The organism is Rhizobium sp. BK377, from assembly GCF_014193935.1.
Taxonomy (GTDB): Bacteria; Pseudomonadota; Alphaproteobacteria; order Rhizobiales; family Rhizobiaceae; genus Rhizobium.
Genome location: NZ_JACIAC010000003.1, coordinates 126,557 through 151,754, shown reverse-complemented (window position 1 = coordinate 151,754; position 25,198 = coordinate 126,557). Strand labels below are relative to the sequence as shown.

Here is a 25,198-nt window from a genome sequence, read left to right as displayed (position 1 = left end):
AAATGGGGTCGGCCGGTGCCGCAGCGTCCGACCGAAGAACGGACCGCAGCCTACAATCGGTCGAGTTTACTTGTCGAGCCGGACACCATCGGCGTTGAAGATATGCAGATGGGCAGGATCGCAGGTGAAGGCAAGCTGGCTGCCGGTCGCCATGTCGGAGGAGCCCCGATATTCGACAGTCAGCGGCTGGCCGTCGCCAAGCTGGCAATAGAGGAACTGAGTGCCGCCGAGGTATTCGTCAAAATCGACCGTGGCCCTTAGCGTTTCATCTTGAGAGTTGGCGGCAACCCTCAGATGCTCCGGACGCATGCCCAGTGTAATCTTCTGCCCTTCGCTCAAGCCGGCGCCGCCGATCGGCGAACGGATCCGCTTGCCGGCCACCATGATATTGCTGTCGCCGGCCCAGCTTGCCTCAAGAAGATTCATGCGCGGCGAACCGATGAAACCCGCGACGAAGACATTGTTCGGCCGTTCGTAGATCTCGCGCGGTGTTCCCGCCTGTTCGATATATCCATCGCGAAGTACGACGATCTTGTCGGCGAGTGTCATGGCTTCGGTTTGGTCATGCGTGACATAGATCATCGTATTGCCGAGCTCGCGGTGAAGTCTTGCGATTTCGATACGCATCGAGACGCGCAGTTCCGCGTCGAGGTTAGACAGCGGTTCGTCGAAGAGGAAGACATCCGGCTTGCGGACGATCGCGCGACCGATCGCGACGCGCTGCCGCTGGCCACCAGAAAGCTGGCCCGGCCGGCGATCAAGCAAATGATCGATCTTCAGGATCGCCGAGGCTGCCTTGACGCGGGCCTCGATCTCCGAGACCTGCGTTCTAGCCATCTTCAGGCCGAAGGCGAGATTGTCGCGCACGCTCATATGCGGATAGAGCGCGTAAGACTGGAACACCATGGCGATGCCGCGATCGGAAGGGTCGAGATCGGTGACGTTGCGTCCCTTGATCTCGATCTCGCCGTCGGTGACATCCTCCAACCCCGCGATCATGCGCAGCAGCGTCGATTTTCCGCATCCAGACGGGCCGACGAAGACGACGAAGGACCCCTCCGATATGGTCAGGTCGATGCCATGGATGACTTCCAGATTGCCGAAACTCTTGCGAATTTCGGTCAGCACGACGCCCGTATCCGCCATTTTATTCACCGCGCGCCTCGCCGGCTCTGACCCAGACGAGCATCTCGCCCGGTTCGCGATTATCCCAGAAAGGATAGGGGACGAAGCGTGCGCTCGCCTGTTTTGTGGCAGGCGGCGAAGTGCGATAGAGCGCCGAGCCCCAGTCGGCCGTATCACGGCTGACGGGAAGTTCGAGGGCGACTGCGCCGCGAAGACCAGCAATTTCGGAGGTCTTGGCCTGCGAAACATCGGCCGAAAGGGTAATGCCGTTCAGCCCGGCGCCGTTGTCGGTTTCCTCGACGCAATAGACCAGAGGTCCTCGCATCAGCGCCGTGCGGCCGGCGTCCTGACGTACCAGCGGGTTGGCAAAGAGTTTACGGACTGTCAGCGGGATCGACAGATCGACCTTGTCACCGCTCTTCCAGTCGCGCTCGATACGAGCATAACCATCGATGACGACGGATTGCAGATCGAGCTTTTCGCCATTAACGGAGAGCGCCGCACCTTCAGCCCATTCCGGGATGCGCAGCGACAGCGCGAAACGGGCGGGACGGTCGAGCGCCACATCGAAGTGGATCGCGCCATCCCAGGGATAGCGGGTCTGCTGTGAAAGCTCCACCTTGGCGCCGGCAAGATCGAAGCGCGCCTTGCTCTCCCCGTAGAGATGGACGGCAATCTCGTCTTCGGCGATCGCATACATATAGGAGCCGACGGAGGCGAGCAGACGGGCGATGTTCGGCGGGCAGCAGGGGCAATGATGCCAGATCCAGCGGTGATGCTTGCCGGCACTTTCGAGCGGGTTTTCATAGAAGAAGCGCGTGCCGTCGAGCGACAGGCCGGCCATGGCGCCATTGTAGAGTGCCTGCTCCATGATATCGGCATAGCGGCGGTTCGGACCGCGGCCGAGCATGCGGTTCGCCCAGAAGACCAGGCCGACGGAAGCGCAGGTTTCTGCATAGGCGCTCTCGTTCGGCAGGTCGTAATAGTCGGTAAAGCCCTCGTTGGAGGCTGCCGGGCCGATGCCGCCAGTGACGTACATCTGCTTGGTCGTCAGGTCGTCCCAGAGGGTCTCGAGCGCGGACGTCAGTGTATCGTCATTATATTCCGTGGCGATATCGGCCATGCCGGCATAGAGGTACATGGCGCGCACCGCATGGCCGACGACCTTCTTCTGCTCGCGCACCGGCAGATGCGCCTGACCATATTCATAGGTTTTCTGATGGAAATCAGCGGCGCTGCGACCGTCTCGGATCGCTTCTTCGGTAAAGAAATGCGGTTCGGTGCCGCGCTCGTCGATGAAGAATTTTGAGAGGTCGAGATATTTCTTTTCGCCGGTGACGCGCGCCAGCTTGACCAGCGCAAGTTCCACCTCTTCGTGGCCGCAATAGCCGGGGATCTGGCCAGGGCCATGGCCGAAGACCGTGATCAGGTAATCGGCATAGCGGCTCATGATGTCGAGCAGCTTCTTCTTGCCGGTCGCCTGGTAGTAAGCGACGGCGCCTTCGATCAGGTGTCCCGCGCAATAGAGTTCGTGGTGGTCGCGCAGGTTCGTCCAGCGGCGACCCGGCTGTACGCGCTGGAACCACGCGTTCAGATAGCCATCCTTGTCCTGGAGTTTCTCATACATGTCGATGATCTGATCGACGCGGGCCTCGAGCTGCGGATTGGGCCGGCGGTAGAGTGAGTAGGCCACGGTCTCGATCGACTTGCCGAGATCGCTGTCCCAGAACATCTGCGTCGTGCCGCCCCAGGGGCCGATCGGAATGACGACGCCGGGGCTTGGCTTCGTCACGTCGATCGCTTGCAGCATACCGGCCTCGACGCAGCGGTCGAGCAGCGTTTCGGCGGTGGAATCGCAGATTGCATCCTGGCGATCGCCAAACAGGCCCTGCAATTCGACACTCGGCACGGGCAGGGGGCGGAACTGGCGATCTCTTTTCAGCTGGTTCATGGCTTCATCCATTTTGTTGAAAGGTCTTCATTTCACCGCGCCGGCCATCAGCCCGCGCATGTAGTAGCGTTGCAGGAGCAGGAAGACGATCAGGCAGGGGATCGTCATCACGACGACACCGGCCTGGACCGCGCCCCAGTTGATGGCGCCGAGGCGTCCGGCGCGCACCGCCGTCATCAGGACGGGAAGCGTGTATTTCTCGTTGCTGGAGAGCAGCACGAGGGCAGCCAGGAACTCGTTCCAGGCATTGAGGAAAGCAAAGATCGCGACCGTCGCAATACCCGGCAGCACCAGCGGCAGGAGCACGCGGATCAGCAGCCTCAGATCCCGTGCCCCGTCGATGCGCGCTGCCTCCTCGATCTCCTTCGGCACGGCGTCGAAAGCATTGCGCATCATGAAGACGGAGAAGGGAAGTTGCAGAGTGACATAGACGAGGGTCAGCCCCAGCAGCGAATTGTTGAGACCGAGCTTTGCCAGGATGATGAAGAGCGGTGTCAGGATCGACTGGAACGGGATCATCAGCGTGGCGATGATCAGCACGAAAAGCGCATTCTTCAGTGGAAACCGGTAGCGCGAGAAGCCATACCCGGCGAGCAGGCTCACGATGACCGTCAGCAGCACCGTTGCCAGCGAAACGAAGAGCGAGTTGATCATGTGCCGCCAGATGCCGGCGCCGAACGTATCGAGCAGCGCATAGGCATCGAAGCTGACCCCTGTCGTCGGCCAGGGCGGGAGCGGCGGCAGGCTCGCCTCCGTGCCGTGCCGGAAGGAGGCGAGCAGCGTGATGACGAAGGGCGCCAGGAAAAAGATCGAAATGGCAATGCCGGCGACATGATAGGCCGATTGCGACCTGAAGCGTTTGCGGGCGCGGCGTTCACGGGAGGAGATCATCAGCGTTCCTCCCCGACACGCAGCAGCCAGAGCTGGACGATTGAGATCGCAACGAGGATTGCCAGAAGCACGATCGAAAGGGCGGATCCGTAACCCAGATTGAAGGAGACGAAGGACTGGTTGAAGATGTAATAGACGACCGAGATCATCTTGTTCTGTGGTCCACCTGCCGTCATGATGTAGAACTGGTCGAAGGCGAGGATCGAGCCGGTGACCGAGACGATCAGCGCTAGCGCAATCGTCTTGCGCATCAGCGGCAGGGTCAGGTGCCGGAAGCGCTGCCAACGGCCGGCGCCATCGATGCGGGCAGCCTCCGTCAACTCGGATGGGATGGCCTGCAGTCCGGTCAACAGGATGATCATCGTAAAGCCGGCGATTTTCCAGACGACCATGACGATGATGGTTGCAAAGGCGGTATCGAAGCTTGCCATGATATTGGGGCTTCGCTCGACGAAGCCAAGCGCACGAAGGGCCGGCCCGATAAAGCCGCTGTCGACATTGGCAAGCCACACCCAGAGCAGCGATGCTGTTGCCAAACCGACCACGACGGGGAGGAAGATGATCGTGCGGTAGGTGCTGACGAAGCGGCGTTCCTTCTCTACGAAGATCGCGAGGGGGAAGGCGACTGCGAAGATCGCGATGGTTACGATGACCGTGTAATAGGCGGTGAAGTTCAAGGCCGCCATGAAACGGCTGTCGTTCCACATGCGGATATAATTGGCAAAACCGATCCAGCGCGCTGCACCCATCAGCGGCCAGTTGTGCAGGCTCATCCACCCAGTGAACAGCACGGGCATGACGAAGAAGACGATGACGAGTGCCATGGCCGGCGCGATATAAAGAAAGCCGCGCCATTGCGATCTTCGCCGTTTTCGGACAGCGCGCGTGCGCTGTGAACCGGAACCGGTCATCGAAACCTCCGCATCTTACGAATAAAGTCCATGGATCGGCCGGGGAACTGCCACCGTCCCCCGGCCACGGCCGGGAGAGTTATTGGCCGCTGTCGATGATGGACTGCATCTCGGACTGAGCATTCGAGAAAGCGCCATCGACGTCATCGCCGAAGATCGCGGCGTTGGTGAAGGTCGCCCAGGGTCCATTCGCGCTGTTGATCAGATCATTGAACTGCAGCGTATAAGGTGTTTTGGCAACGGAGATTGCCTTCAGGCCCACCTGCATGCGGGGATCGAGTCCGGCAAGAACCTGATCGGCGATATCGCCGCGCGTCGGCAGGCTGCCATATTTCGCCATGACCTTCTGGCCGTCCATCGAATAGATGTACTCGAGGAATTCCTTCACGGCATCGATCTTCTTCGTGCCCTTGGTGATGACGAAATTGTCGCCGCCGGCAAAGGAGGAAGTCTTGCCATCCACGCTCGGGATCAGCGTCACGCCGAAGTTGATGTCAGGATACTGGGTAACCAGCGTCCCAATCGCGAAGGCGCCGAGGCTCTGCTGGCCGATCTTGCCGTTCGTGAAGCTCAGGAAGTTGGTGCCATTGTCGCTCGCAGCACTTGCCGGAACGAGATCCTTCTTGACCATATCGCGATAGAAGCCGACGGCCTTGCGCATCTGCGGCGTGTCGAGCGTTGCGGTCTTGCTGTCCGCCGAGAGGATATCCGCACCAGCACCCCAGACGAGCGGCGTGAAGGTGAAGATCATGCAGCCACCGCAACCGCCGCCCGAGAAGTAGAAGCCGTAGGTATCATCGCCGAGCTTGCGGATTTTCTCGGCGTTGGCTTCGATTTCCTCCCAGGTCGCAGGTGCCTTTTCAGGATCGAGGCCAGCCTTCTTGTACAGGTCCTTGTTCCAGGCAAAGACAGAAGTCTCGACCGAAAGCGGCAGACCGTAGATCTTGTCCTGATAGGTGCCGAGTTTGACATGCGACGGCGACAGCGAATTGAAATAGGGCAGACTCTTTGCCCAATCCGTCAGGTCCTCAAGCTGACCCGCGGCAGCGAAGGCCGGGTTATAGATCAGGTCCATCGACAGGGCATCGGGCGCCTGGCCTCCGGCGATTGCGGTTGCGTATTTCTGCACCAGTTCGCCGAAGGGCACTTCGGTCGTGACGACCTGGTTTTCGTGGCTCGCATTATAGGCCTCGACAACCTTCTTGAAGGAATCGCCAATACCCGTGCGAACCCACATTTCGATTTTTTCGGCAGCCGAGGCTGTCGAGACCAGGCTGAGGGTGGCAATACTAGTTGCCACCAATAGACGCTTCATCATTGGCTCTCCTCCCAAATTGGCGCGTCTCCTTCGCGCCGTTGCTATATTCCGAGGGTGTCACCCCCGCATGATTGCCGCACGACAAGACGGCATGGCAGTTTCCTGATGCCGGGCTCGACAGAGCGTCCCTCCGCAAGCGCCAGAACCGTTAATCCGGCCTGTCGCCCCAGTTCCTTCAACTCCATATCCACCGTCGTCAGCGGCGGCCGTGTCTGGGCGGCGACAATCTCCCAATTGTCGAAGCCGACCACCGAAACATCCTGCGGCACCCGGATGCCCCGTTCGCGTAGCGCATCGATGACACCGCGCGCAATCTGGTCATTGCCGCAGAAGATGCCGTCCGGCTTTTCGCCGCCGTCGCTCCACAATCTTGCAACGGCCTCGTGGCCCCAGGTTTCCGACCACACCCCAAACAGGACCGGCCGCTCTTCTCCCGCGACCCTGCGATAGGCATCGGCACGCTCGCGCACCGAGAAGAAATTCTCCGGTCCGGTGACATGCACCATTCGCTTGCGCCCGAGCTTTGCCAGCCACTCGACGGCAAGCCGCGCGCCCTGCGCATCATCGGAGCGGAAGGTGACACTTCCGGAAGCTCCTTCCGTAAATGCGTAGACCACCGGCACATTCAAATTCGACAGATCGACCGGTAACCTTCTATCGAGACGCTTTCCCGTTGCGATGATGCCGTCAACCTGTTTGTCGAGCATCGCCTCGACATGAATCTGCGCCAGCGCCGGGTCCTCCTCGATCGCGCACAGAAAGACCGAAACGCCATGATCAACGAGAGCATCCGATATGCCTGCCATGACCGGCAGGGTAAAACGGCCATAGGTATCGTTGGTGAGAAGCCCGATCGTGAAACTGCGTTTGCTGAGCAGGCCCCTCGCCAAAGCGTTCGGCCTGTACCCGATCTCCGCCGCGATGCGCTTGACCCGTTCGCGCGTTTCCAGTCCCATCCGGCCCGTATCGTTTAGCGCCTTCGATGCCGTGGAGATGCTGATTCCAGCAGCAGCCGCGACATCGTGAATGGTGATCCGGCCTCTTTTCCCTCCCGTTGTGTCCAGCAGCTCCTCCCATCGAAATTACGATGAGAAAACCTTTTCTCAGGTAACGTGTCAAGTGAGAAAAGGTTTTCTCAGCTGTTGCTGACCAAGTCTAAGGGCGATGAGTAGAGATGAACCGGTGTCAATGATGAGCCGGCTCCTGATCGAAGCTAGGCGCGATGGGCTAGTCAGTGTGTGATCGCAATCACTTACAGATATCCGACATGCTCGCCGAACGGGACATCCTCATCCAGGTTGCCGCTGCCGATGCGGTCACTCTCGCCGGACAGGCGTTCTTCGTCCGGATCGGCAGCCTCTGCACGGGGATGGGGGGAGTGATGGTCCAGATGCCGATCCGCTGCGCGATCATCATCAGCGTCGATACGATCCCCATCGCTATCAGCGGTATGGTGATCATCTTTTTTCTCATTGCCAGCGGTGATCTTTGCCTGTCGCCCGGCGACCCAGGCATTGTCAGGTTCGGAGCCGATGGAGGTGCTGTGGTTCACGTGTGTGGCCGAGGAGGCTGCCGTGGGCGAGGTGGGCGCGATCTTTTCGACCATTGAAACTCTCTGGCTTATGGCCGGTTATGATTTCTGTCGCCCAAGCGGGTGCGCATGGGGATCGATGCTGATCTGGTCGCGGCCTCTCATCTTGGCCGCGTAGAGCGCCAGATCGGCCCTTCGATAGATATCATTGGCATAGTCTCCGCTCATGAGAGAGGCAATGCCTGCGGAAAAACTGTAGCGGAAGCTGAGCTGATCGGCCAGCGGGCGAGACTGCCTCACGGCAACCAGCATGCGATTGACGATCTCTGCCGCTTCTTCGGGAACCGTGTTCGGAAGAACCAGAACAAACTCTTCGCCGCCGACGCGACCGAGAATATCCGTCTTGCGCACCATTTTCTGCAGCGTGGCTGCGAAATCCCTGAGAACGGCATCACCGGTAATATGGCCGAAACGGTCATTGATATATTTGAAATTGTCGATGTCGAGAACCGCGAGGCAACCGCCCTTCTCCTGCTGATTACCACAGCCGCGCACCAGCTCCTCGATCTTCGACATGACGAAACGTCTGCTGGGGATACCGGTCAGCTCGTCGGTCTGGGAGGCCTTGATCGCGCTGTCGCGATCTTGCCGCAGCGTCCTCTGGTCGGAGCGGATCGATGTCACGTCGCTTGCGACACAGAGCATCCAGCCATTGGCCTGCATGGTCTCGGTCATCCATAACCATCGGCCGTCATGAAGGTCGGTCTCAAAGGCGCGAAACCCGGCTTTGCCCCGACGGGCGAGCGTCGACAGCAACCAGCTCTCAAAGTCGGTCATGGCAATGATCGTTCCGCGGCGGGCGTGAAAGTTGCGCCGCATCGCCTCGGACCAGAGTGGTTGTTCGTCCTCTGCGATAAACCAGGCATCGCGAAACGCACGACTGGCAAAGCGTAACCGGTCATCCTGGTCGTAGACCGCAACCATCACGCCCGCAGCTTCCATCAGCTGCGCCATTTGCAACATTGCTTCCATGTCACCCAAGGTCATCATGCCCTCAGAACAGATCATCATTTTCTTGAACTATCTGCCTGGCGTGAAGAAACAGTTAGCTGGTTTGCACATGCACAGGTGGTTTTGTGCCGTCACCGCTGGCTGGATCGCGATGCCTGCTCGCGATAGGGGGCGAATTCTTCCTACAAGTGGAATAATAACTTCCACGTTCTGCCGATTAACGGATTCCGATGAATGGCTATGTTGGTGCCAGGCCAGCAAGGGCTGTTGGTGAATTTGTCAAAACGGAGAACTGAGATGAACAGACTGATCCTTTCCCTGATGCTGGCAACCGTCAGCTTTGCTCCCCTTTCCCAAGCCGTCGCCGCTCCTGCCAAGCAGGTTGCGATCGCCCAGCAGGTGCCGGTGACCGTACACTATCGTTCGGCCAAGATCGATGGCGTCGACATATTCTATCGGGAAGCCGGCCCGGCCGACGGCCCGGTCGTCCTGCTTCTGCACGGCTTCCCAACATCCTCGCACATGTTCCGCAACCTCATTCCGTTGCTGGCAGATCGCTACCACGTCATCGCCCCCGACTATCCGGGCTTTGGTCAGAGTGACGCACCGGATCACACCAAGTTCGCCTACACATTCGGCCATTATGCAGACATGGTCGATACGCTGATGACTGAGCTCGGCGCCAAGAAATACGCCATGTATCTCATGGATTACGGCGCACCGGTTGGCTACCGTCTGGCTCTCAAGCATCCGGAACGGGTGAGCGGGTTGATCGTCCAGAACGGCAACGCCTATGAAGAAGGCCTGCGCGAGTTCTGGGATCCGATCAAGGCCTACTGGGCCGACGATTCGAAGGAGAAGCGCGAGGCGCTCTCCAATCTCGTGGTTCTTGAGACCACCAAGTTCCAGTACACGGACGGTGTCAAGGACCTCACCCGCATCAGCCCCGACAACTGGGTTCACGATCAGGCTTTGCTCGACCGTCCCGGCAACAAGGATATCCAGCTCGACCTCTTCCACGATTACGGCACGAACGTCCCGCTCTACCCGCAGTTCCAGGCCTTCTTCCGTGAACGAAAGCCGCCGACGCTGATCGTCTGGGGCAAGAACGACAAGATCTTCCCGGAGGTCGGCGCCCATCCTTACCTGCGTGATCTTCCTGATGCTGAAATGCACCTCCTCGACACAGGTCATTTCGCCCTTGAAGACAAGCTGGAGGAGATGGTGCCACTCATCCGCGATTTCCTCGATCGCAAGATTGCAAGGTAACAATCGCTTTCATGAGAGCCCGCGCATTCAGAGCTGAATACGCGGGTCTTTCCCCACTAATTGAAGTGTCTGTTGGATCTCAGCTTTTCCACCGAAAAATCGATGAAGCTTCGCACTTTTGCCGAAGCATGCCGGCCTTCGGGATGGACGACATGGATCGGCAAAGCCTCCTCTTCATAATCAGCGAGGACGGTGCGCAATTCGCCAGCCTCAAGCTGCGGCGCAATCTGATAGGACAGAACGCGCGTCAGACCCCAGCCGGAAGCCGCCGCCGAGATAGCAGCCTCGTTGGTGCTGCAGAAGAGACGAGGATTGACGTGGACGGTTGACTTCTTCCGCACCCCGAAACGCCATTCGAGCGATGTCCACGCACTGGTCGAGGCGACAATGCGATGGGTCGACAGATCGCCGGGCGTCATCGGAACGCCATGCTTTTCAAAATAGCCAGGGGATCCGCAGATCACGCGTCTCACTTGGCCGACGCGCGTTGCGGTGAGGCCGGAGTCGGGCAGATGACCGATGCGGATCGCAACATCGATACCTTCGTCGATCATGCTCACGACCCGGTCGACGAACAGGCCGCGACCGATCACATCGGGATAGAGATCAAGATATTCGGTCATTAGTGGCAGGACGAACATCGTGCCGAACATGACGGAGGTGGTGACGGTAAGCGTGCCAGTAGGTTTGCCATACGCGCCGGCTGCGGCTGCTTCGACCTCCGAGAGATCGGCGAGGAGCCTCTGGCAGTCTGCAAAATACTGGACACCCGCCTCCGTCAGTTTGACGGACCGTGTCGTGCGCGTGAGAAGGCGCGTGCCAATGATATCTTCCAGGGCAGACACCATGCGAGTGACTGCGGGAGGACTCATGTGGAGTTGCCGTCCTGCGTCTGCAAAGCTCTCGGCCTCCGCGACCTTCACGAAGACCCTCATTGCCTGCCATCGATCCATGCGGTTCACACTGTCTTCAAAAGCCTAAGCCCCTGACAGAGGTTTAAACGCTTTTATTCCGATCGCAATCTATCAGCCAAGGCAAGCCGCTGACGTCCTGCTTTTGATCTCGCCTTCGAGGGCTCCAGTTTCTTGATGAAGGCTCGCAGTTCCGAAGCGATGTGAGGAGCACCGAAAGCCCTTAGTTGCTGACTTGCGAGGGCGCTTGCCGCTCCGTCACCGGCTTCTATCGCCAGCGCGAATTTGACGGCGATTTCGACAAACAGGTCGAAACTGACTCCGCGCTTCGCAGCGTCGATTTCAGCTCCACTGAGCGCCATTTGCTTCGCCTCGAGTTCCAGGAATCGAAGCGCGTCGAAATCACGTCTCGAACTTGCAATTGCAAGTTGAATTTGTATGCGCATGAGGGTAGAAATAAGGTCCTTGCTCACGTTGTTCTCCATGGGCTGCAATAGCCATCGTCTCTTCGGTCACCGTTTCGAGCCTGCGGTACGGTATCGCTTGATACTTTGTCAGGTGGGGCGATCGCGGACTGTTGGCCGTTTGCAGACGGAATATCGTCGGTGCAGCGATACACCCGGCCGCAGTGAGCCTGAACTGACGTTCTGCTGAAGGCTTTCTTCCTCGTGATGCAACAATCGGACGAAGCTGCTTCGCAGGCCTCTCCGCAAAGTGGACCCACACCAAAGGACAGTTCCTGACATCGCGAGGCTCTGCTAACCGTCGCAAAGATCCAACTGGGTGCTATAAACCAAGACAACCGAATACCACTTCGAGGAACGCCATGCCCCAACCTGTCCTGTTTTCGCCCTTCGCCGTGCATACTCTCGAACTCGCGAACCGCATCGTGATCGCGCCCATGTGCCAGTACTCGGCCGTCGACGGCTGCATGACGGACTGGCATCTGATCCATCTCGGACAGCTGGCGCTTTCCGGCGCGGCACTGCTGACCATCGAAGCGACCGCTGTCGTTCCCGAAGGACGCATTACCTTTGCCGATGTCGGCCTTTATGACGACCCTTCCGAGGCCGCGATGGCCCGCACGCTCGAAAGCATCAGGAAATGGTCGGATATGCCGATTGCCGTCCAATTGGCGCACGCCGGCCGCAAGGCGTCGACCGAGGTTCCATGGAGAGGCGGCGGCCAGTTTTCGCCGACCGATCCGAACGGATGGCAGACCGAAGCGCCTTCCGCTATCGCCTTCAACCCGAACTATGTGCCGCCGACTGCACTCGACCGCGATGGCATGAAGCGTGTCCGCGATGCCTTTGCCGCTGCTGCGCGGCGGGCGGCGAAAATCGGCATTGATGCCATCCAGATCCATGGCGCCCATGGCTATCTGCTGCACCAGTTCCTGTCGCCTCTATCGAACCAGCGAACCGATGAATATGGCAGTTCGCTGGAAAACCGTGCCCGGTTTCCGCTGGAGGTCCTTGACGCGGTGAGGGATGCCTTTCCCTCCGATCGGCCGGTGACGATGCGCGTATCCGCCACAGACTGGGTCGAAGGCGGTCTGGGGATTTCCGAGAGTGTGGAATTTGCCAGGATGCTAGAAGCGAGAGGCTGCGATGCCATTCACGTATCGAGCGGCGGTCTGCACCCCTCTCAGGCGATCCCGGTCAGCCCGAGCTACCAGGTGCCGCTCGCCCGGGCCATCAAAAGCGCCGTAAAGATGCCTGTTATTGCCGTCGGACTGATCACCGAGCCAACGCAGGCCGAGGCAATCGTTGCGACGGGCGATGCAGACCTTATCGCGCTCGCTCGTGCCATCCTCTACGATCCGCGATGGCCATGGCACGCAGCCGCCGAACTCGGTGGGCAGGTGAAAGCGGCCAATCAATATCTCCGTTGCCAGCCGTCGCAGCTCAAAAACCTGTTCGCAAAATAGCATGGAGCGCGAATATCCGCGCGAGAAACGCGCTATCTGCGTTGATCGTTGCTTTAAGCTGGACCTATTGCTGGAAGAGGATATCCCGGCATCGCCCCAGTGGGCTGGCGGTCATTGAGCCGAATACCCATATAGGCGTCAGCGGAGCGCACCAGACGATTCCCGCCCATCTCGCGCACTGGAAAGGACATGTCCATGACGACAGAACGTGCAGTACTTGCTGGCGGTTGCTTTTGGGGAATGCAGGACCTTATCCGACGGCTTCCCGGCGTTGTTTCGACGCGTGTCGGTTACACGGGCGGTGAAATCCCCAATGCAACCTACCGCAACCACGGCAACCATGCCGAGGCGATAGAGATAATCTTCGATCCGCAAAAGACGAGCTATCGCGATATTCTGGAATTCTTCTTTCAGATCCATGATCCGTCGACCCCCAATCGACAGGGCAATGACATTGGCACAAGCTATCGTTCGGCAATCTTCTACGCGGATGAAAACCAGCGGCAGACGGCCGAAGATACGATCGCCGATGTGGATGCGTCCGGCCTCTGGCCTGGCAAGGTCGTGACGGAAGTCGTTCCCGTCAGCGACTTCTGGGAAGCCGAACCGGAACATCAGGATTATCTTGAGCGCATTCCGAATGGCTATACATGCCATTTCGCCCGCCCCGGCTGGAAACTGCCGAAGCGCCAGGCAAACGTCGCTTAATCCTCTGACTACGTTCGAATTTCACGAGCGGCGGCCTCGGGCCGTCGCCCGCGAGGTTCTGGTGACACGAGGCCGGCGACGTCACGATCTTCCTTCTTTTCCGCCGCACGATCCTCCTCCCAAACTGTCCCTTTTGTGCCTGCGTGGAGGAGTGGGCGGCGGAGGTTTTTGCCTGCAAAGTTACTAGACATCACGGCATCAGAAGTTTAGTAGCTGCCCCCGCTAACCGGTCGCAGCCCACCCGGTTCAACAAAACAAGGGATCCTAAAATGAAAGTACTTGTCGTCTGCTCAGGCGGACTTGATTCTATTTCGCTTGCATACAAGATCGCGGCGGACCACCAACTGATCGGTCTGATCTCCTTCAACTACGGTCAACGGCATGTCAAAGAACTGGAATTCGCGGCTCTCTGCGCGCGAAGGCTCGCCGTGCCACACGACATCATAGACATATCGAATGTGGGCAAGCACCTGACCGGCTCCGCCCTCACGGACGATATTGAGGTTCCTGACGGGCACTACGCCGAAGAGACGATGAAGGCGACGGTCGTGCCGAACCGCAACGCCATCATGCTGTCGATCGCGTTCGGCCTTGCTGCAGCTCGTCACGCAGACGCCGTGGCGATTGCGGTCCACGGTGGAGACCATTTCATCTACCCGGACTGCCGGCCTGGATTCATTTCGTCGTTCGAGGTGATGCAACAGCATGCGCTCGAGGGGTATGCGAATGTCGGGCTGCTTGCGCCGTACGTGAATGCCACGAAGGCTGACATTGTCACTGATGGCGCGAAAAACCGGACGCCTTTTGAAGAGACCTGGTCCTGCTACAAGGGCGATCGCCTGCACTGCGGAAGATGCGGAACCTGCGTTGAGCGCCGCGAAGCCTTCCATCTCGCCGGTGTCGAGGATCCGACCGTCTATGGCGACCCGGATTTCTGGGTCACTGCGACGAGTGCATTCAGAGCAGAAGAGGCTAAGTAATGTACCGGATCACCAAGGAGTTCCATTTCTCGGCCTCGCATCAACTGTCCCATCTTCCTGATGACCATCAGTGCGCGCGTCTTCACGGCCACAATTACATAGTCGAGATCGAGCTTGCCGCCTCTGAGTTGAACGAGCATGGCTTTGTCCGTGATTATCACGAGCTTTCGCCACTCAAGCACTACATCGATGAGAGTTTCGATCACCGCCACCTCAATGATGTGCTCGGTCATGACCGGGTGACATCCGAATGGCTCGCCAGGCATTTTTATGACTGGTGCAAGCAACGCCTACCGGAGACGTCTGCTGTCAGGGTGAGTGAAACGCCGAAGACATGGGCGGAATATCGTCCATGACGGGCAGGGAACAAAAGATCCGCATCAGCGAAATCTTCGGACCGACGATCCAGGGGGAAGGGCCGCTCGTGGGCCTTCCGACCGTTTTCGTCAGAACAGGCGGCTGCGACTATCGCTGCGAATGGTGCGATACCCTCCACGCCGTCGACAGCGCCTTCCGTGACGAGTGGACGCCGATGTCGGTCGAGGATATCTGGTCGAAAGTGGAATCACTCTCTGACGGCTGTCCGCTGACGATTTCCCTCTCCGGTGGAAACCCGGCGATTCAGCCGCTCGGGCCGCTGATAACCAGGGGAAAGCGCGATGACTACCAATTTGCTCTGGAAACGCAGGGATCGATCGCTCAGGACTGGTTTGCAGAGCTAGATCATTTGATCCTCAGTCCCAAACCACCGTCCAGCGGTATGGAATTCAAGCCAGGCGAACTGAGGAACTGCGTGGCGGCCGCACGCAGCGGTCCCCGAATCGCGCTGAAGATCGTCATCTTCGATGAGGCCGACTATGCTTTTGCGAGGTCTGTCGCGAAGGAATTCAAAGAACTTCCGATCTTCCTGCAGCCAGGCAATCATACGCCGCCGGTGGAAGATGAAGCCTTGATCGATCTCGAAGGTATTCTCAACCGGATGCGGTGGCTGGTCGACAGGGTCGCCTCAGACCGGTGGTTTGATGCGCGCGTTCTCCCGCAGCTCCATGTCCTGCTTTGGGGAAACATGCGCGGGGTGTGATCACGTTTGAGGAAGGTTACGACCTCAGCGGCTTGATGCGCCCCGATTTCGGCGGGCTTTTTGGCATCGTTTCCAGTTGAAAGACGCGGGTCTCGGTTCGCATCAGTTCTCGATCAGTTGGTCCGAAACAACGCTGACGATGACCTCGTCGCTTCCGTTCGGGTAAAGTGGCAGGTCGAGCGTAATCGCTTCCCGGCGCTCTGGGGACGATGCTTTGAAGAACTTTCTGGCGCGCGCCTGTCCATTCCCTTCTCCGGACGCTTGAGCATGCGTCTCGCTGACCAGGCGTCGTTCGAAGGCCGCAGCATCGATCTCCGCGAACGCCATGGTGCAGCTTTCGACGGTATTGTCGCCGACGGACGCCCGTGCCACTACCAGCGCCCGGAATGGTACGTCTTCGCCGGCGCTCAAATTCCAGCCCTCCAACGCGACGGGATTTTCCATCGGCACCAGACTGCTAGTCATATCCTCCGCCAGTGCTGGCCAATCCCGTTCCTTTGCTAAGGCGACCGCTCGTTGATAATCCGTTCCCCGGTTGAGGCAGCGTTCATTGAACTGGTCAAAGGGATCCGGCTCATCTGCCGCGACGACATCGGCAATGCTGGCAAGAAGAAACGCAGTTGCGAAGCCGTATGTCATCCATCGCATTAAAACCATGGGATCTGCCTGTGACCTTCGTCGGTTGTTACTGCGCCGCCTATAACTATCATCCCAATGAAAAAGGAAAAATCATGTCTCTGTATGCCGGGGTCAAGTAATGCCTCGCTCCAGCAGACGCTTGATCGCCCACAACTGGCTGGAAGATCAACCAGCAAACACCTACATGTTGAGACGCCAAAACATCGCGTTCGCGACTAATTCAAGCGGCCAAGAGTTGGGCGATGACAAAGGCCTCATATCACGTCGTCCTTTTGGACGGCACAAAGGTAGAGAAACGAGACCCGCCATATGATTTTACTGATAGTCGCGGTGGTCATCGTTATCGTCTTTTTCTTTCTGTTTCCAAAGCCGACGCTGCTTACCCTCACCGGAGTGGTGGTCGTGGGCGGCGTTGTTGCGACCTTCATCTACTTCCAGCAAACAAACCGCGATGGATCGAGTGCCTCGGTAGAAGGCACGAGCAGTGGAACTAGGGGATGCCCAGATCCCGCCAGGCCAGTTTTCGTTCGGCTTTTCAACGGTTCTCGGCAGCAGGTGAATGTCGTCCGCTTCCGGCTGATCGCAAAACGTCGCGGCTTCAGCATCGAGTATTATTCCGACCACCTCACGAGCTATAAAATCATCGAGCCTGGCGGCACCTATGACGACTGCTGGGCGCTAAACCAATATCGAGGCCTGCAGACTTTGCCGGATAAATTGACGCCACAGGAACTGGATTGGTCAGTCGAAATATCATCGGTTGAGTTCGCAAGCAGTCGGTAGACGTGGGCGGCTCCGCCTTTATAGAGGTCGAGTTAGAAGCGAGCTTGAAGATCTTCTCATGGGAGCCGTTTAAGACGGCCGTCCACTTAACGGGATCGGTGGCCTAGTCCGTTGCAGTGAGCGCTCACGGAACTAGCTTTTATACCACGTAGCCGTTTGAAGCGGCGGAGTGACGAAAAAGGAAAGCAAGGCATGTGCCGAAATATCAAGCCCCTATTCAACTTCGATCCCCCAGCGACGGACGAGGAAATCCATGATGCGGCGCTTCAATTCGTACGCAAGTTGAGCGGTACCAACAGGCCATCAAAACGCAATGAGGCCGCTTTTGAACACGCGGTGGTGTCGATCGCGAAATCCGCCAGGGAACTGCTTAACTCGCTGGAGACCTCTCAGCCTCCTCGCGACCGCGACGAAGTAGCCGCGAAAGCGCGGGCACGAGCAGCGACCCGCTTCGCCTAAGAAAGCCGCCTTGCAATTCCTCCATTTGGCGGGTAGTTCGCCCTGCCACCTGGAGTATGTCAGTGATTTCTCATTGCTTGGATACGATACTCCAAGCTGATCAGTCCCTTGGCGAAGATATCCTGCGACGTCAAACAGTATGACTTGACGCCTCTCCATCTTTGAGAAATGCTAAGATGTCAGACCAATTTTACGGTCGGCTACCTAAATAAGAGAACTTGGGGAAGATGAACGCAAATGGTAGCGACAGGCCGGTGATCCGGCCGCTTCCGGCGATGGACCGCGCCCGTCAGGTGACGGAAGCGCTGGCGCACTATGTCGAGGATGCCCGGCTTCAGGCGGGCGACCGACTGCCGGCGGAGCGTGAATTGATGGCAGCGCTTGCCGTCGGGCGGTCTACCATTCGCGAGGCAATCCGGCATTTTCAGGCGCTCGGCGTCATCGAGACGCGCAAGGGCAGCGGAACTTATCTGCTGAAACCAGTTTCCCGAGATACGGTCCACATGCCGCTGTCGCTCGATACGACGCACCAGCGTGACGCACTTTTACAGACGCTTGAGGTTCGCCGCGGTATCGAATGCGAAGCCGGCATGGTGGCCGCCCGGCGGCGAACTGCCCGAGATCTCGCGATCATCGAGGAAAAGCTCGACGAAATGGAGCGGGTGCATATTGCCAAGGGTACGTCCGGGCCGGAAGACCTTGCTTTCCACCTCGCTGTCTATGACGCCACGCACAATCCGTTGTTTCGGCAACTGCTGGAGCAGATGCGCGAAACCTTCGAGCGTTTTTGGTCGCATCCCTTTGACCGGCAGGATTTTGCTCGCCGTTCCTTTCCCTTCCACCGAACCCTTTTCAACGCGATTGCCGCCCAGGACACCGAGGCGGCGCGGCGTGAGACACTGAAAATCCTCGACGTGGTCGAGGAAGACATCAAGGAAATGTCCCGATGACTGACGGCCTCGAACCGTTCGACCTTGCCTCGCTGATCACCGCTCATGACGAAGGCAACTTCGCAGAAGCAGTCGTCCCGCCGATTTTCCAAACCTCGCTTTTCACCTTCTCCGACTACGATGACATGATCGCCTCCTATCGCGGCGAAAAGGTGCGGCCGATCTATACGCGTGGCCTCAACCCGACCGTGCGTATGTTCGAGGAGATGCTGGCAAAGCTAGAAGGTGCCGAGGATGCTTTGGGTTTTGCAAGCGGCATGGCGGCAATCTCCTCTGCGGTACTGAGCTTCGTGGAGCCGGGCGACCGCATCGTCGCGGTCAAGCATGTCTATCCCGATGCCTTCCGCCTGTTCGGCACGATCCTGAAGCGCATGAAGGTCGAGGTGACCTATGTCGACGGCCGTGATGAAGAGGCCATTGCCAAGGCGCTGCCAGGCGCCAAAGTCTTCTATATGGAGAGCCCGACGAGCTGGGTGATGGAAGCCCATGATGTCGGCGCGCTCGCCGCACTCGCAAAGAACCATGGCGTCGTCACCATGATCGACAATAGCTGGGCGAGCCCGTTCTTTCAGCGGCCGGTAACGCTCGGCGTCGACCTCGTCATCCATTCCGCCTCCAAATATCTCGGCGGCCACAGCGATGTCGTCGCCGGTGTTGTTGCCGGTTCGAAGGAGATGATCGCCCGCATCAAGGCCGAATCCTATCCCTATCTCGGCGGCAAGTTGTCGCCCTTTGACGCTTGGCTGCTGATCCGCGGCTTGCGGACCCTGCCTTTGCGCATGCGGGCGCATGAGGCGGCGGCCATGACGATCGCGCAGCGCCTGCAGGCGCTCGACGTGGTCGAGCAGGTCTGCCATCCGGGCCTCGCCAACCGCCTGCCCGCCGGCCTCAACGGCACGTCGGGTCTTTTCTCGTTCATATTCCGCGAAGGAATCGACATCAGAGCCTTCGCGGACCACCTCAAGCTTTTCAAACTGGGTGTCAGCTGGGGTGGGCATGAAAGCCTGATCGTACCGGGCGAAGTTGTGCTGCAGCAGAAGGCACAGCCGAATTCCGCACAAGCTTTCGGCATCAGCCCGCGATCTGTGCGCCTTCACATTGGCCTCGAAGGAACCGAGGCCCTGTGGAGGGATATCGAGGAGGCGATTGCCGTCGCCTCTTAACCGAAACCTCACAACAACTACGGAGGGGAACCAAAAATGAAAAAGCTTATTCTTTCAACGCTCTTTGCCACGATGATGGCGGGTACGGCTTTTGCGGACACGACGCTCAAGCTTGTCGAAGTCATTACCAGCCCGGAGCGCACCGAAACGCTGAAATCGATCGTCGGCAAGTTCGAAGCCGCCAATCCCGGCACCAAGGTCGACATCATCTCGCTGCCCTGGAACGAAGCCTTCCAGAAGTTCGCGACTATGGTCTCGGCCGGCGATGTGCCCGACGTGATGGAAATGCCCGATACCTGGCTGTCGCTCTATGCCAATAACGGCATGCTCGAAAGCCTCGAGCCCTATCTTGCAAAATGGGAGCACACCACGGAATTGACGCCGCGTGCGCTCGAACTCGGCCGCGATGTCAAGAACACGGCATACATGCTGCCTTACGGCTTCTATCTGCGCGCCATGTTCTACAACAAGAAGCTGCTCGCGGAAGCCGGCGTGAAGGAACCGCCGAAGACCATGGAGGATTTCACCAAGGCCTCTGAAGCCGTCTCCAAATTGCCGGGCAAATACGGCTACTGCATGCGTGGTGGTCCGGGCGGCCTGAACGGCTGGATGATCTTCGCCGCCTCCATGGCCGGCGACAACAAGTACTTCAAGGAGGATGGCACCTCGACCATGAACAGCGAAGGCTGGGCAAAGGGCATCGAGTGGATGGTGGACCTCTATAAGAAGGGCTATGCGCCGAAGGACAGCGTCAACTGGGGCTTCAACGAAGTCGTCGCCGGCTTTTATTCCGGCACCTGCGCCTTCCTCGACCAAGATCCCGACGCGCTGATCGCGATTGCCGAGCGCATGAAGAAGGACGATTTCGGCGTCATTCCGCTGCCGAAGGGTCCCGCCGGCAAGTCCTATCCGACCATTGGTTACGGCGGCTGGTCGATGTTCACGACGAGCCAGAACAAGGATCTTTCCTGGAAGCTGATCGCCACCCTTGAAGGGCCTGAAGGCAACATCGAGTGGAACAAGAAGATCGGTGCCCTGCCGGCCTATACGGCGGCCGAGAAGGATCCGTTCTACGCCGGTGACCAGTTCAAGGGCTGGTTCGAGGAGCTTGCCGACAAGAATACCGTCCCGACGGTCATGCCGACCTACCTAGAGGAATTCGCCTTCTTCAAGGATTCCATGGCGATCAAGACCTCGCAGCAGGCGCTGCTCGGCGACATCTCGGCCAAGGATCTTGCCGATCAGTGGGCCGATTACCTCACCAAGGCGCAGCAGAAGTTCCTGGCCAAGAAGTAAGGCCAAAACCGGAAACGGCGGCGGAGATCTTCCGCCGCCGCTCATGCAATGACAGACGGCGCGCAGAAGTGCCGCAAGGGGAAGTATCGGGTAAATGACTATCACCGCCGACACGCTCGAGATGCGCCACGACCGCCGGCCATGGCTGCGCCGTCTGGCTGATGCCTCGGAGCCTTATCTCTATAGCGCGCCCTCGCTGATCCTGATCATTGCGGTCATGCTGGTCCCGCTGGTGGTCGGCGTTTCCTATGCCTTCCGCGATATCCAGCTTCTCAATCCTTTTTCCGGTGGCTTCGTCGGGATCGAGCATTTCCGCGAGCTTGCACAGGACAAGGCCTTCTATGGTGCGCTGAAGAATACGCTCTGGTGGACCGGCGCTTCAGTGATCCTGCAATTTATCTTCGGTCTCATCCTCGCCCTTCTGCTCGACAAGTCGTTCTGGGGCAGGGGCGTCATTCAGGCGCTGGTTTTCCTGCCCTGGGCCGTACCGTCATTCCTTGCCGGCCTGAACTGGGCCTGGCTTTTCAATCCGGTCATCGGGCCGATCCCGCACTGGCTCTTTGGGCTCGGGCTGATGAGTGAGCCGGGCAATATTCTCTCCGATCCGCAATATGCGATGTGGGGCCCGATCATCGCCAATGTCTGGTGGGGTATTCCCTTCTTTGCCATCACGCTGCTTGCAGCCCTGCAGGCGATCCCGCGCGATCTTTATGAAGCGGCCTCGATCGACGGCGCCGGCTGGTTCCAGCGCTTCTGGTCGATCACCTTGCCGTTTCTGGCGCCGACCATTGCCATTACCGTCATGCTGCGCACCGTCTGGATTTCGAATTTCGCCGATCTCATCGTCGTCATGACCGGCGGCGGCCCGGCGGACAGGACGCAGATTGTCGCGAGCTACATCTTCACCCAGGCCTTCAAGCGGCTCGATTTCGGCTATGCCTCGGCGATTGCGCTGGTGCTGCTGGTCCTGCTTCTCGCCTATTCCATGCTGATCATCCTGCTGCGGCAGAGCCTGCTGTCCAAGGATTGAGCCATGAGACGAACCATTCTCCCCGTCATCGCGCATCGTCTGGCGATCCTCGTCTATGTCGTCTTCGCGCTTTTCCCGCTCTTTTGGCTCTTGAAGGTCTCGGTAACGCCGAATGACCTGCTCTATACCGAGGGTGTTCGCATGTGGCCGTCGCGGACCACTTGGGAGCACTATAGTTTCGTGCTGCAGCACAGCGCCTTCCCGACCTTCTTCAAGAACAGCGTCATCGTTTCCGCCTCAACCGCGGTAGCGGTGACGATCTGCGCGTCGCTGTCGGGTTATGCGCTGTCGCGTTTCAATTTCCGTGCAAAATACTGGATCGTGGCGCTGATGCTGCTGACGCAGATGTTTCCGCTCGTCATGCTGGTGGCGCCGATCTTCAAGATCTTGTCGCCGCTGCATCTTACGAACAGCCTGACCGGCCTCGTCATTGTCTACACCGCCTTCAATGTGCCCTTCGCGACCTTCCTGATGCAGTCCTTCTTCGACGGCATTCCGAAGGATCTCGAAGAGGCGGCCATGATTGATGGGGCCACCCAATTCATGGCCTTCCGGCAAATCATCCTGCCGCTGACCTTGCCCGGCATCGCGGCAACCCTCGGCTTCGTTTTCACCGCGGCGTGGAGCGAGCTGCTTTTCGCACTGATGCTGATCAACGGCAATGACGCGGCGACCTTCCCGGTCGGTCTTCTCACCTTCGTTTCGAAATTCTCCGTAGATTTCGGGCAGATGATGGCTGCAGGCATCATGGCGCTCATTCCGGCCGGCCTCTTCTTCCTGCTCATCCAGCGTTATCTCGTCCAGGGCCTGACGGCCGGCGCGGTCAAGGGTTAGTCACATGGCATCGATCGACATCAAGAATATCAAGAAATCCTACGGTCATTTCCCGGTGCTGCATGGCGTCGATCTGGAGATCAAGGACGGCGAATTCGTCGTCCTCGTCGGCCCGTCCGGCTGCGGCAAGTCTACGCTGCTGCGCATGATCGCGGGCCTGGAAGACGTGACGGGCGGCGAGATCCGCATCGCCGGCAATCGCGTCAACGAGCTGCATCCGAAGGACCGCGACATCGCCATGGTGTTCCAATCCTACGCGCTCTATCCACATATGAATGTCGCCGGCAATATGAGCTACAGCCTGAAGCTCAGAAAGACGGCGAAGGAAAAGATCGCCAGCGCGGTGGCCAGCGCCGCGACGAAGCTCGGCCTCGATCCGTTGCTGGAGCGCCGGCCGAAGGCACTCTCGGGCGGTCAGCGGCAGCGCGTTGCCATGGGCCGCGCCATCGTGCGCCAGCCGAAAGCCTTCCTGTTTGACGAGCCGCTGTCGAACCTCGATGCGCGCCTGCGCGAGCAGATGCGCGCCGAGATCAAGAAACTGCATGGCGACCTCAAAGCGACCTCGATCTACGTAACCCACGACCAGATAGAGGCGATGACGCTGGCGGACCGGATCGTCGCCATGCATGGCGGGGTCGTGCAGCAGGTCGGCAGCCCCTTGGAACTTTATGACCGCCCCGCCAATCTCTTCGTGGCGGGTTTCATCGGCTCGCCAGGCATGAACTTCCTCGATGCGAGCTATGAGCCAGGCGGCGTGAAGCTGAAGGACGGCACGATCGTGCCACTCGACACATCATTGTCTTTATCGACAGGCGAAAAGGTGACCCTCGGCATCCGGCCCGAACATGTCGTGATGACGAACGATGGGGTCGGGATTGCCGCCGATGTCGAACTCGTCGAACCGACAGGGTTCGGCATAATCCTGCATCTCTCTCTGCACGGCCTGCCGTTCAAGATCTTCACGCTTGATCGTGATGCGCTGAGCGCGGGACCGACGGTCAATGTCGCTTTTCCGGCCAAACACCTGCATGTGTTCAATGGTGAAGGCAATCGCATCGATTGAGCCGGCAAAGGCGATAGCCCGGCTCGGGGCGGATGCGATGCAATCCGTCACAAGCGGAAAAGACCTTTCATCACAGTGCCTCCGATGGCTATATGATCGAACGTTGATCATGCTGGAATGGATATTATGACAGACACTGTTCTCGACCGTTTTCTCCGCTACGTCGTCATCGACACCCAATCTGATCCCGCCTCATCCACGCAGCCGACCACCGAAAAACAGAAGGATCTCGGCCAGGTTCTGGTCGCCGAGCTCCTGGAGATCGGCCTTTCGGATGCTCATCTCGATGAGCATGGTTATGTTTATGCGACGATTCCGGCCAATACTGACAAGAGCGTGCCGGTCATCTGCTTCTGCTCGCACATGGACACTGCGCCTGACTTCACCGGCAAGAACGTCAAGCCGCAGATGGTGAAGGCTTATGCGGGCGGGGATATCCAGCTTCCCGGTGATCCGAGCCGGGTGATCCGCGTGTCGGAACATCCCGAGCTGAAAAACCAGATCGGCAACGATATCGTTACCACCGATGGGACGACCTTGCTCGGCGCCGACGACAAGGCTGGCCTGGCAGAAATCATGACTGCGGCCCAGATCCTCGTCGACAATCGTGAGATCAAACACGGGCCGATCAAGATCCTGTTCACGCCGGACGAAGAAGTCGGTCGTGGCGTCAATAAGGTCGACCTGGAGAAGCTCGGCGCGGATTTCGCCTATACGATGGACGGCGAAACCATCGGCCATATCGAGGACGAGACCTTTTCGGCAGATAGCGTCGATATTGTTATCACAGGCGTAGCAATCCATCCGGGTTTTGCCAAGGACCGGATGGAAAACGCCATCAAGATCGCCGGCGCGATCATCGACCGGCTACCGAAGGAGATCGCGCCGGAGGCGACTGAGGGAAGGCACGGATTCATTCATCCGACAGGAGTGGCCGGCTCGATGGAAAAGACCGCAATCAGCCTTATCATCCGCGATTTCACAAACGAGGGTCTGACCGAAAAGGAGGCCATGCTCGAAGCGATCGTCAAGGATGTGATGAAGGCTTATCCGGGCTCGACCTATGATTTCGACGTGAAGGAACAGTACCGCAATATGAAGGTGGTGCTCGACCGTCATCCCGAGATCGTCGAGAACGCAGTCGAGGCGGTGCGCCGGGCGGGTATGACGCCGGTGCGCGGCAGCATCCGCGGCGGCACCGACGGCTCGCGTCTTTCCTTCATGGGCCTGCCGTGTCCCAACATTTTCGCTGGCGGTCACGCTTTCCACTCGCCACTCGAATGGATCAGCCGCCAGGATATGGAAAAGGCTGTCAGAACGATCGTGGAGCTTGCGAAGGTCTGGGAAGAGCGCGCCTAGCGCTC

At 58.8% G+C, this 25,198-nt stretch carries 26 protein-coding genes; 15 read left to right on the top strand and 11 right to left on the bottom strand.

Annotation, left to right across the window (positions count from 1 at the left end):
* Positions 1-66: 66 nt before the first annotated feature.
* From FHT92_RS15365 to FHT92_RS15330, 8 genes are all read right to left on the bottom strand, one after another.
* Positions 67-1,146: an ABC transporter ATP-binding protein gene (locus tag FHT92_RS15365; RefSeq protein ID WP_183826649.1), complete on the bottom strand. Its 1,080-nt coding sequence runs from the start codon at positions 1,144-1,146 to the stop codon at positions 67-69.
* Position 1,147: 1 nt separating this feature from the next.
* Entirely contained in the window at positions 1,148-3,076 is a 1,929-nt protein-coding gene (locus tag FHT92_RS15360) for a glycoside hydrolase family 127 protein (RefSeq protein WP_183826646.1), read from the bottom strand.
* A 27-nt stretch (positions 3,077-3,103) separates the two neighbouring features.
* The gene (locus tag FHT92_RS15355; RefSeq protein ID WP_183826643.1) at positions 3,104-3,967 is read right to left on the bottom strand and encodes a carbohydrate ABC transporter permease; all 864 of its coding nucleotides are present in this window, start codon (positions 3,965-3,967) and stop codon (positions 3,104-3,106) included.
* The gene (locus FHT92_RS15350; protein ID WP_183742686.1) at positions 3,967-4,878 is read right to left on the bottom strand and encodes a carbohydrate ABC transporter permease; all 912 of its coding nucleotides are present in this window, start codon (positions 4,876-4,878) and stop codon (positions 3,967-3,969) included. The genes FHT92_RS15355 and FHT92_RS15350 overlap by 1 nt, the downstream gene beginning before the upstream one ends.
* Before the next feature lie 79 nt (positions 4,879-4,957).
* Positions 4,958-6,196, bottom strand: a complete 1,239-nt coding sequence (locus tag FHT92_RS15345) for an ABC transporter substrate-binding protein (protein ID WP_183826640.1) — start codon at positions 6,194-6,196, stop codon at positions 4,958-4,960.
* Between the two features lie 41 nt (positions 6,197-6,237).
* Positions 6,238-7,260 (bottom strand): LacI family DNA-binding transcriptional regulator, encoded by a 1,023-nt coding sequence (locus FHT92_RS15340; RefSeq protein WP_183743466.1) that lies wholly within the window; start codon positions 7,258-7,260, stop codon positions 6,238-6,240.
* A gap of 188 nt (positions 7,261-7,448) precedes the next feature.
* A complete protein-coding gene (locus FHT92_RS15335) occupies positions 7,449-7,802 on the bottom strand; it encodes a hypothetical protein (protein WP_183742688.1) in 354 nt (117 codons plus the stop codon).
* Between the two features lie 24 nt (positions 7,803-7,826).
* Positions 7,827-8,774: a GGDEF domain-containing protein gene (locus FHT92_RS15330; protein WP_246735305.1), complete on the bottom strand. Its 948-nt coding sequence runs from the start codon at positions 8,772-8,774 to the stop codon at positions 7,827-7,829.
* A 261-nt stretch (positions 8,775-9,035) separates the two neighbouring features.
* On the opposite strand from FHT92_RS15330, the gene FHT92_RS15325 reads away from it, so the two are divergent.
* The gene (locus FHT92_RS15325; protein WP_183826636.1) at positions 9,036-10,007 is read left to right on the top strand and encodes an alpha/beta fold hydrolase; all 972 of its coding nucleotides are present in this window, start codon (positions 9,036-9,038) and stop codon (positions 10,005-10,007) included.
* Between the two features lie 56 nt (positions 10,008-10,063).
* Here FHT92_RS15325 and FHT92_RS15320 read toward each other — a convergent pair whose 3' ends face one another.
* Together FHT92_RS15320 and FHT92_RS15315 are read right to left on the bottom strand one after the other, a co-directional pair.
* Complete coding sequence (locus FHT92_RS15320) at positions 10,064-10,960, bottom strand: LysR family transcriptional regulator (RefSeq protein WP_183743470.1); 897 nt, start codon at positions 10,958-10,960, stop codon at positions 10,064-10,066.
* A 53-nt stretch (positions 10,961-11,013) separates the two neighbouring features.
* A complete protein-coding gene (locus FHT92_RS15315) occupies positions 11,014-11,391 on the bottom strand; it encodes a hypothetical protein (RefSeq protein WP_183826633.1) in 378 nt (125 codons plus the stop codon).
* A 353-nt stretch (positions 11,392-11,744) separates the two neighbouring features.
* Here FHT92_RS15315 and FHT92_RS15310 point away from each other — a divergent pair, with 353 nt between their 5' ends.
* The 5 genes from FHT92_RS15310 (at position 11,745) to queE (ending at position 15,617) form a co-directional block, all read left to right on the top strand.
* The gene (locus FHT92_RS15310) at positions 11,745-12,848 is read left to right on the top strand and encodes an NADH:flavin oxidoreductase/NADH oxidase (RefSeq protein ID WP_183826629.1); all 1,104 of its coding nucleotides are present in this window, start codon (positions 11,745-11,747) and stop codon (positions 12,846-12,848) included.
* 195 nt (positions 12,849-13,043) lie between these two features.
* Complete coding sequence (gene msrA / locus FHT92_RS15305) at positions 13,044-13,556, top strand: peptide-methionine (S)-S-oxide reductase MsrA (RefSeq protein ID WP_183826626.1); 513 nt, start codon at positions 13,044-13,046, stop codon at positions 13,554-13,556.
* Between the two features lie 269 nt (positions 13,557-13,825).
* On the top strand, positions 13,826-14,536 hold the full coding sequence (queC, locus tag FHT92_RS15300) for a 7-cyano-7-deazaguanine synthase QueC (protein ID WP_183826623.1): 711 nt from the start codon (positions 13,826-13,828) through the stop codon (positions 14,534-14,536).
* On the top strand, positions 14,536-14,892 hold the full coding sequence (gene queD, locus FHT92_RS15295; protein WP_183826620.1) for a 6-carboxytetrahydropterin synthase QueD: 357 nt from the start codon (positions 14,536-14,538) through the stop codon (positions 14,890-14,892). Before queC ends, queD begins: the two co-directional genes overlap by 1 nt.
* Positions 14,889-15,617, top strand: a complete 729-nt coding sequence (gene queE / locus FHT92_RS15290) for a 7-carboxy-7-deazaguanine synthase QueE (protein WP_246735304.1) — start codon at positions 14,889-14,891, stop codon at positions 15,615-15,617. Before queD ends, queE begins: the two co-directional genes overlap by 4 nt.
* A gap of 102 nt (positions 15,618-15,719) precedes the next feature.
* On the opposite strand, the gene FHT92_RS15285 is transcribed toward queE, so the two are convergent.
* Entirely contained in the window at positions 15,720-16,274 is a 555-nt protein-coding gene (locus FHT92_RS15285; RefSeq protein WP_183826614.1) for a hypothetical protein, read from the bottom strand.
* A 291-nt stretch (positions 16,275-16,565) separates the two neighbouring features.
* Between FHT92_RS15285 and FHT92_RS15280 the strand changes: the two genes are divergently transcribed.
* The 9 genes from FHT92_RS15280 (at position 16,566) to pepT (ending at position 25,193) form a co-directional block, all read left to right on the top strand.
* Positions 16,566-17,039, top strand: coding sequence for a hypothetical protein (locus tag FHT92_RS15280; RefSeq protein WP_183826611.1), 474 nt, complete (start codon positions 16,566-16,568; stop codon positions 17,037-17,039).
* A gap of 192 nt (positions 17,040-17,231) precedes the next feature.
* Positions 17,232-17,498, top strand: a complete 267-nt coding sequence (locus FHT92_RS15275; RefSeq protein ID WP_183826609.1) for a DUF2277 domain-containing protein — start codon at positions 17,232-17,234, stop codon at positions 17,496-17,498.
* 227 nt (positions 17,499-17,725) lie between these two features.
* Positions 17,726-18,448 (top strand): FadR/GntR family transcriptional regulator, encoded by a 723-nt coding sequence (locus FHT92_RS15270; protein WP_183826606.1) that lies wholly within the window; start codon positions 17,726-17,728, stop codon positions 18,446-18,448.
* Positions 18,445-19,611, top strand: a complete 1,167-nt coding sequence (locus tag FHT92_RS15265) for a PLP-dependent transferase (protein ID WP_183742708.1) — start codon at positions 18,445-18,447, stop codon at positions 19,609-19,611. The genes FHT92_RS15270 and FHT92_RS15265 overlap by 4 nt, the downstream gene beginning before the upstream one ends.
* Positions 19,612-19,647: 36 nt before the next feature.
* Positions 19,648-20,907: a sugar ABC transporter substrate-binding protein gene (locus FHT92_RS15260; protein WP_183826603.1), complete on the top strand. Its 1,260-nt coding sequence runs from the start codon at positions 19,648-19,650 to the stop codon at positions 20,905-20,907.
* Positions 20,908-21,001: 94 nt separating this feature from the next.
* On the top strand, positions 21,002-21,937 hold the full coding sequence (locus FHT92_RS15255; RefSeq protein WP_183826600.1) for a carbohydrate ABC transporter permease: 936 nt from the start codon (positions 21,002-21,004) through the stop codon (positions 21,935-21,937).
* A gap of 3 nt (positions 21,938-21,940) precedes the next feature.
* Positions 21,941-22,771 carry a carbohydrate ABC transporter permease gene (locus FHT92_RS15250; RefSeq protein WP_183742715.1) on the top strand — a complete coding sequence of 277 codons (831 nt, stop codon included), beginning with the start codon at positions 21,941-21,943 and terminating at the stop codon, positions 22,769-22,771.
* 4 nt (positions 22,772-22,775) lie between these two features.
* On the top strand, positions 22,776-23,834 hold the full coding sequence (locus tag FHT92_RS15245) for an ABC transporter ATP-binding protein (RefSeq protein WP_183742717.1): 1,059 nt from the start codon (positions 22,776-22,778) through the stop codon (positions 23,832-23,834).
* A gap of 126 nt (positions 23,835-23,960) precedes the next feature.
* Positions 23,961-25,193 (top strand): peptidase T, encoded by a 1,233-nt coding sequence (pepT, locus tag FHT92_RS15240; protein WP_183826597.1) that lies wholly within the window; start codon positions 23,961-23,963, stop codon positions 25,191-25,193.
* Positions 25,194-25,198: the final 5 nt, after the last annotated feature.

Bases quoted from the DNA above. Each gene is read 5' to 3' on its own strand.
- FHT92_RS15365 (WP_183826649.1), bottom strand. From the start codon at position 1,146: ATGGCGGATACGGGCGTCGTGCTGACCGAAATTCGCAAGAGTTTCGGC.
- FHT92_RS15360 (WP_183826646.1), bottom strand. From the start codon at position 3,076: ATGAACCAGCTGAAAAGAGATCGCCAGTTCCGCCCCCTGCCCGTGCCG.
- FHT92_RS15355 (WP_183826643.1), bottom strand. From the start codon at position 3,967: ATGATCTCCTCCCGTGAACGCCGCGCCCGCAAACGCTTCAGGTCGCAA.
- FHT92_RS15350 (WP_183742686.1), bottom strand. From the start codon at position 4,878: ATGACCGGTTCCGGTTCACAGCGCACGCGCGCTGTCCGAAAACGGCGA.
- FHT92_RS15345 (WP_183826640.1), bottom strand. From the start codon at position 6,196: ATGATGAAGCGTCTATTGGTGGCAACTAGTATTGCCACCCTCAGCCTG.
- FHT92_RS15335 (WP_183742688.1), bottom strand. From the start codon at position 7,802: ATGGTCGAAAAGATCGCGCCCACCTCGCCCACGGCAGCCTCCTCGGCC.
- FHT92_RS15330 (WP_246735305.1), bottom strand. From the start codon at position 8,774: ATGACCTTGGGTGACATGGAAGCAATGTTGCAAATGGCGCAGCTGATG.
- FHT92_RS15325 (WP_183826636.1), top strand. From the start codon at position 9,036: ATGAACAGACTGATCCTTTCCCTGATGCTGGCAACCGTCAGCTTTGCT.
- FHT92_RS15320 (WP_183743470.1), bottom strand. From the start codon at position 10,960: ATGGATCGATGGCAGGCAATGAGGGTCTTCGTGAAGGTCGCGGAGGCC.
- FHT92_RS15310 (WP_183826629.1), top strand. From the start codon at position 11,745: ATGCCCCAACCTGTCCTGTTTTCGCCCTTCGCCGTGCATACTCTCGAA.
- msrA (WP_183826626.1), top strand. From the start codon at position 13,044: ATGACGACAGAACGTGCAGTACTTGCTGGCGGTTGCTTTTGGGGAATG.
- queC (WP_183826623.1), top strand. From the start codon at position 13,826: ATGAAAGTACTTGTCGTCTGCTCAGGCGGACTTGATTCTATTTCGCTT.
- queD (WP_183826620.1), top strand. From the start codon at position 14,536: ATGTACCGGATCACCAAGGAGTTCCATTTCTCGGCCTCGCATCAACTG.
- queE (WP_246735304.1), top strand. From the start codon at position 14,889: ATGACGGGCAGGGAACAAAAGATCCGCATCAGCGAAATCTTCGGACCG.
- FHT92_RS15285 (WP_183826614.1), bottom strand. From the start codon at position 16,274: ATGGTTTTAATGCGATGGATGACATACGGCTTCGCAACTGCGTTTCTT.
- FHT92_RS15280 (WP_183826611.1), top strand. From the start codon at position 16,566: ATGATTTTACTGATAGTCGCGGTGGTCATCGTTATCGTCTTTTTCTTT.
- FHT92_RS15275 (WP_183826609.1), top strand. From the start codon at position 17,232: ATGTGCCGAAATATCAAGCCCCTATTCAACTTCGATCCCCCAGCGACG.
- FHT92_RS15270 (WP_183826606.1), top strand. From the start codon at position 17,726: ATGAACGCAAATGGTAGCGACAGGCCGGTGATCCGGCCGCTTCCGGCG.
- FHT92_RS15265 (WP_183742708.1), top strand. From the start codon at position 18,445: ATGACTGACGGCCTCGAACCGTTCGACCTTGCCTCGCTGATCACCGCT.
- FHT92_RS15260 (WP_183826603.1), top strand. From the start codon at position 19,648: ATGAAAAAGCTTATTCTTTCAACGCTCTTTGCCACGATGATGGCGGGT.
- FHT92_RS15255 (WP_183826600.1), top strand. From the start codon at position 21,002: ATGACTATCACCGCCGACACGCTCGAGATGCGCCACGACCGCCGGCCA.
- FHT92_RS15250 (WP_183742715.1), top strand. From the start codon at position 21,941: ATGAGACGAACCATTCTCCCCGTCATCGCGCATCGTCTGGCGATCCTC.
- FHT92_RS15245 (WP_183742717.1), top strand. From the start codon at position 22,776: ATGGCATCGATCGACATCAAGAATATCAAGAAATCCTACGGTCATTTC.
- pepT (WP_183826597.1), top strand. From the start codon at position 23,961: ATGACAGACACTGTTCTCGACCGTTTTCTCCGCTACGTCGTCATCGAC.